The sequence below is a fragment of the Aeromicrobium sp. genome (genome assembly GCF_025965075.1).
GTDB lineage: Bacteria > Actinomycetota > Actinomycetes > Propionibacteriales > Nocardioidaceae > Aeromicrobium.
The window spans coordinates 1-4691 of record NZ_JAOPXQ010000021.1; the positions used below are offsets into that span (position 1 = coordinate 1).

Annotated in this window: 5 protein-coding genes and 1 pseudogene; 5 read left to right on the plus strand and 1 reads right to left on the minus strand. The window is 71.8% G+C overall.

Annotation, left to right across the window (positions count from 1 at the left end; genetic code table 11):
- Both JWQ91_RS01115 and JWQ91_RS01120 read left to right on the plus strand, forming a co-directional pair.
- Nucleotides 1-166: pseudogene (locus JWQ91_RS01115) on the plus strand (NCS2 family permease); the annotation flags it as partial.
- 46 nt (nucleotides 167-212) lie between these two features.
- Nucleotides 213-731 carry a gamma carbonic anhydrase family protein gene (locus JWQ91_RS01120; RefSeq protein WP_297779650.1) on the plus strand — a complete coding sequence of 173 codons (519 nt, stop codon included), beginning with the start codon at nucleotides 213-215 and terminating at the stop codon, nucleotides 729-731.
- 10 nt (nucleotides 732-741) lie between these two features.
- Here JWQ91_RS01120 and serC read toward each other — a convergent pair whose 3' ends face one another.
- Nucleotides 742-1851, minus strand: coding sequence for a phosphoserine transaminase (gene serC / locus JWQ91_RS01125; protein ID WP_297779653.1), 1110 nt, complete (start codon nucleotides 1849-1851; stop codon nucleotides 742-744).
- A gap of 42 nt (nucleotides 1852-1893) precedes the next feature.
- On the opposite strand from serC, the gene JWQ91_RS01130 reads away from it, so the two are divergent.
- The 3 genes from JWQ91_RS01130 to JWQ91_RS01140 all read left to right on the plus strand — a co-directional run.
- A complete protein-coding gene (locus JWQ91_RS01130; RefSeq protein ID WP_297779656.1) occupies nucleotides 1894-2205 on the plus strand; it encodes a hypothetical protein in 312 nt (103 codons plus the stop codon).
- A 68-nt stretch (nucleotides 2206-2273) separates the two neighbouring features.
- Nucleotides 2274-4082 (plus strand): methylmalonyl-CoA mutase family protein, encoded by a 1809-nt coding sequence (locus JWQ91_RS01135; RefSeq protein ID WP_297779658.1) that lies wholly within the window; start codon nucleotides 2274-2276, stop codon nucleotides 4080-4082.
- On the plus strand, nucleotides 4079-4691 hold a 613-nt coding region (locus JWQ91_RS01140; protein WP_297779661.1), incomplete at its 3' end, for a methylmalonyl-CoA mutase family protein. The genes JWQ91_RS01135 and JWQ91_RS01140, both read left to right, overlap by 4 nt.

A 4691-nucleotide genomic window follows, 5' to 3' on the forward strand; every position in this document is an offset into this window, starting at 1 on the left:
GTTCACCTACTCGATCACGGCGGGCATCGGTGCCGGCTTCGTCGCGTTCGTCCTGCTCAAGGTCGTCAAGGGCAAGGTCGGTCAGGTCCACCCGCTCATGTGGGTCGTCAGCGCGCTGTTCGTGGTCTACTTCGCGATCGACCCGCTGACGCGCTGGCTGACCTGACGCGCGGTCCGCGGCCGACGACGGCACGTCCCGGTACGTTGAGGACATGCTGATCGCTCTCGGAGACAAGGTCCCCCAGGTCGCGGACGGTGCGTGGGTCGCGCCGACGGCCGTGCTCGCCGGCTCCGTCGTGGTCGGGCCGGGGGCCAGCATCTGGTACGGCGCGGTGCTCCGCGCCGACAACGAGCCCATCACGATCGGTGCGCGCTCGAACGTGCAGGACAACTGCGCGTTCCACGTCGACAAGGGCAAGCCCGTCGTCCTCGGCGAGGGCGTCTCGGTCGGGCACGGCGCGGTGATCCACGGTGCGACGGTCGAGGACCACGTCCTGGTCGGCATGAGCGCGACGATCATGAACGGTGCGGTCATCGGCACCGAGTCCCTGATCGCCGCCGGTGCCCTGGTCGTGGAGGGCACGGTCGTGCCGCCACGCTCGCTCGTCGCGGGAGTGCCGGCCAAGGTGCGCCGCGAGCTCACCGACGCCGAGGTCCAGAAGCTGCACACCAACGCCGGGATCTACGAGGAGCACCGCGAGCTGCACCGTGCGGGCACGGTCCTGGACTGACCTGCCCCGGTCAGCCGAGGTGCGTCACGACGTGGTCGATCGAGCGGGTCAGCCGGGTGATGTCGTCGGGGTCGATCGCGGGGAACATCGCGATGCGCAGCTGGTTGCGGCCCAGACCGCGGTAGCCCGCGACGTCGACGATCCCGTTGTCCCGCAGCACTGACACGACCTCGGCGGCGTCGACGCCCTGGAGGTCGATCGTGCCGACGACCAGCGAGCGCTCGGCCGGGGCGGTGACGAACGGCGTCGCGTACGACGACGACTCGGCCCATGCGTACAGGCGCGACGAGGAGTCGGTCGTCCGCTCGACGGCCCAGTCGAGCCCGCCCCGCTGGTTGATCCACCGGACCTGGTCGTCGAGCAGGAACAGCGTCGCCAGGGCGGGGGTGTTGTAGGTCTGGTCCTGCCGCGAGTTGGTGATCGCGATGGGCAGGTCGATGAATCCCGGGATGTGCCGGCCGCCGGCCTTGACCTGCTCGGCGCGCTCGATCGCCGCCGGCGACATGATCGCGATCCACAGCCCGCCGTCGGAGGCGAAGGACTTCTGCGGCGCGAAGTAGTAGGCGTCGGTCTGGGCGATGTCGACCGGGAGCCCGCCGGCGCCCGACGTGGCGTCGACCAGCATCAGGGCGCCGTCGTCGGCCCCGGCGACGCGCTCGACCGGGACCATGACGCCGCTCGAGGTCTCGTTGTGGGCCCAGGCGTACGCATCGACGCCCGGCTCGGCCACCAGGCTCGGGTGCGTCGACGGATCGCTCTCCAGGACGTGCGGATCGGCCAGGAACGGGGCCGCCGCGACAGCCTTGGCGAACTTCGCGGTGAACTCGCCGTGGACGAGGTGCTGGCTGCGCTCCCGCACGAGGCCGAACGTCGCGGCGTCGAAGAACGCGTGCGAGCCGCCCACGCCGAGCACGACCTCGTGGCCGTCCGGCACGGAGAACAGCGCGGCGAGCCCCTCGCGGAGGCTGCCGACCAGGTTCTTGACCGGCGCCTGGCGGTGCGAGGTGCCCATGAGGGACGTGCCGGTCGCGGCCAGCGCGTCGAGCGCCTCGGTGCGGACCTTCGACGGGCCGGAGCCGAATCGGCCGTCCGCGGGCAACAGCTCTGCTGGGATCTTCACGCGCCCAGTCTCTCAGGACCGGGTGGGCCTACGGTTGAGGGCGTGTGGACATGGGTGGACGGGGCCGAGGACATCGCGACCGACGAAGGATTCGCGGTCGGTGACGCGATCGCCTGGCCGGTCCTGACCGAGGACTTCGCCGAGCTCCTGCCGCAGCTGCCGGCCGACTTCGACGGCGAGGTCGCCAGTGCCGCCGACGATGACGGCGACACCGTGCTGACCGGCACGATCGTGCGGATCCTCATGGCGACGGGCCGCCGGCGCACCGTCGCGCACGACATCACCGCGACCCCCGCGGAGCACGTCCAGGTCCTCGACATGGCCGGATTCCTCGTCGAGGTCGACCCGGCGTGACGTCATGCGTTCGTCACATTCATCACATTGAGTGGCCCGCATCACGGCTGGTTCGTACGATGCCCCTTATGTCCTCCGACGGTTCCACCCCCGACGTCCAGCTCAGCGAAGGCCTCGAGCACACGCTGGACGAGTGGGAGAAGGCCGCCGCGGCCGTGCTCCGCAAGTCCCGCAAGCTCGCCGACGACGCCCCCGACACGGATGTGTGGTCGCGGCTCGGCACCACGACGCTCGACGGCATCGCCGTCACCCCGCTCGGCACCCCGAGCCTGAGCGCCGGGCTGCCGGACGGCGGGCTGCCCGGCCAGGCGCCGTTCACGCGCGGCAGCACCGCGACGCGCGAGCTGGACGGCTGGGACGTCCGGGCCTGGTTCACCGACCCCGATCCGGAGCGCACCGCCAAGGACGTCGTGACCGACCTGGAGAACGGCGTCAACTCGCTGTGGCTCTCCCTCGGCACCGGGGGCGTCCCGATCGATGCCCTCGCGACGGTCCTCGAACCGGTCTTCGTCGACCTCGCCGCCATCGTGATCGACGCGCCGTTCGAACCCGTGGAGGCCGCACAGGCGCTGGCCGACGTCATCGCCGACAAGGCCGTCACCGCGGCGCCCGGGACGAGCCTCGGCGCCGACCCGATCGGCGCGACCCTCCGGGATCGCGGCGTGACCGACCTCGACGTCGCGGTCCGGGTCGCGCGCATCGCCCAGCCGCTGGGCGTCCGCGCCGTGACGGTCGACGCGACCGCGGTCCACGACACCGGTGCCTCCGACGTGCAGGAGCTGGCCTACTCGCTGGCCGCCGGCGCGACCTACCTGCGGGTCCTCACCGAGGCCGGCTTCACGGTCGAGGAGGCCGCGGGGCTGATCGACTTCCGTTACGCCGCGACCGACGAGCAGTTCCCGACGATCGCCAAGCTGCGCGCGGCGCGCCGCCTCTGGAACCGGGTCGTCGAGCTGAGCGGGGTCACGTCCGCCGCCGCGGGCCAGCTGCAGCACGCCGTGACCTCGCGGCCGATGATGTCGCGGTACGACCCCTACGTGAACATGCTCCGCACGACCGTCGCCGCGTTCTCCGCTGGCGTCGGCGGGGCCGCGTCCGTCACGGTCCTGCCGTTCGACGAGCCGCTGGGCCTGCCGGAGCCGTTCAGCCGGCGGATCGCCCGCAACACGTCGAGCCTCCTGATCAGCGAGTCCCACGTCGCCGCGGTGACCGATCCCGCCGGCGGCTCGCACGCCGTCGAGAAGCTCACCGACGACCTCGCCCGGGCCGCGTGGGAGCTGTTCGGCCGGATCGACGCGACCGACGATCTCGACGCGGCCCTCGGCCTGGTCCGGTCCGCGGTCGGCGAGACGGTCTCGGCCCGCGCGCTCGACATCGCCAGGCGCACCCGCCCGCTGACCGGCGTCTCGGAGTTCCCGAACCTGCACGAGACGCTGCCCGAGCGTCGTCCGTACGACCGCCCGCTCGAGGTGCACCGCTACGGCGGTGAGTTCGAGGCGCTGCGCGACGACCGCGCCGCTGACCCGGTGTTCCTGGCCTCACTGGGGACCGTTGCCGGCTACACGGCTCGCGCGACGTTCGCCGCCAACCTGCTCGCGGCCGGCGGCGTCGACACCGTGGTCGGCGGACCGTCCGAGGGCGTCGAGGACGTCCTCGCGGCGTACGACGAGGCGGGCAAGCCCTCCGTCGTGGTCCTGGTCGGCAACGACGCTGCCTACGAGACGTGGGGCGCCGACCTCGTCACGGCGCTGCGCGAGGCGGGAGCGACGTACGTCGTCCTGGCCGGCAAGGCTGCCGTGGGCGCCGACACGACCATCGCGATGGGGCTGGACGCACTGGCCTTCCTCCGCTCGATCCGACAGGAGCTCGGCGCATGAGCATTCCCGAGAGCTTCCACGGCCTTCCGCTCGATCCCGAGCAGGCCTACGAGCCCGACCCCGCGGCGTACGCCCGCGCGACCGGCGGTGCCGCGCCGTGGGCAGCGCCGGAGGGCATCGAGGTCGAGGGCCTCTACACCGCTGACGACCTCGAGGGCCTTGACGCGCTCGACACCTATCCGGGCCTCACGCCGTTCCTGCGCGGCCCCTACCCGGCGATGTACACGACCCAGCCGTGGACGATCCGGCAGTATGCCGGCTTCTCCACCGCCGAGGAGTCCAACGCGTTCTACCGCCGCAACCTCGCGGCCGGCCAGAAGGGCCTGTCGGTCGCGTTCGACCTGGCGACCCACCGCGGCTACGACTCGGACAACCCGCGGGTCGTCGGCGACGTCGGCATGGCGGGTGTCGCGATCGACTCGATCTACGACACCCGCAAGCTCTTCGAGGGCATCCCGCTCGACGAGATGAGCGTGTCGATGACGATGAACGGCGCCGTCCTGCCGGTGCTCGCGCTGTACATCGTCGCGGCGGAGGAGCAGGGCGTGCCGCCCGAGAAGCTCTCCGGGACCATCCAGAACGACATCCTCAAGGAGTTCATGGTCCGCA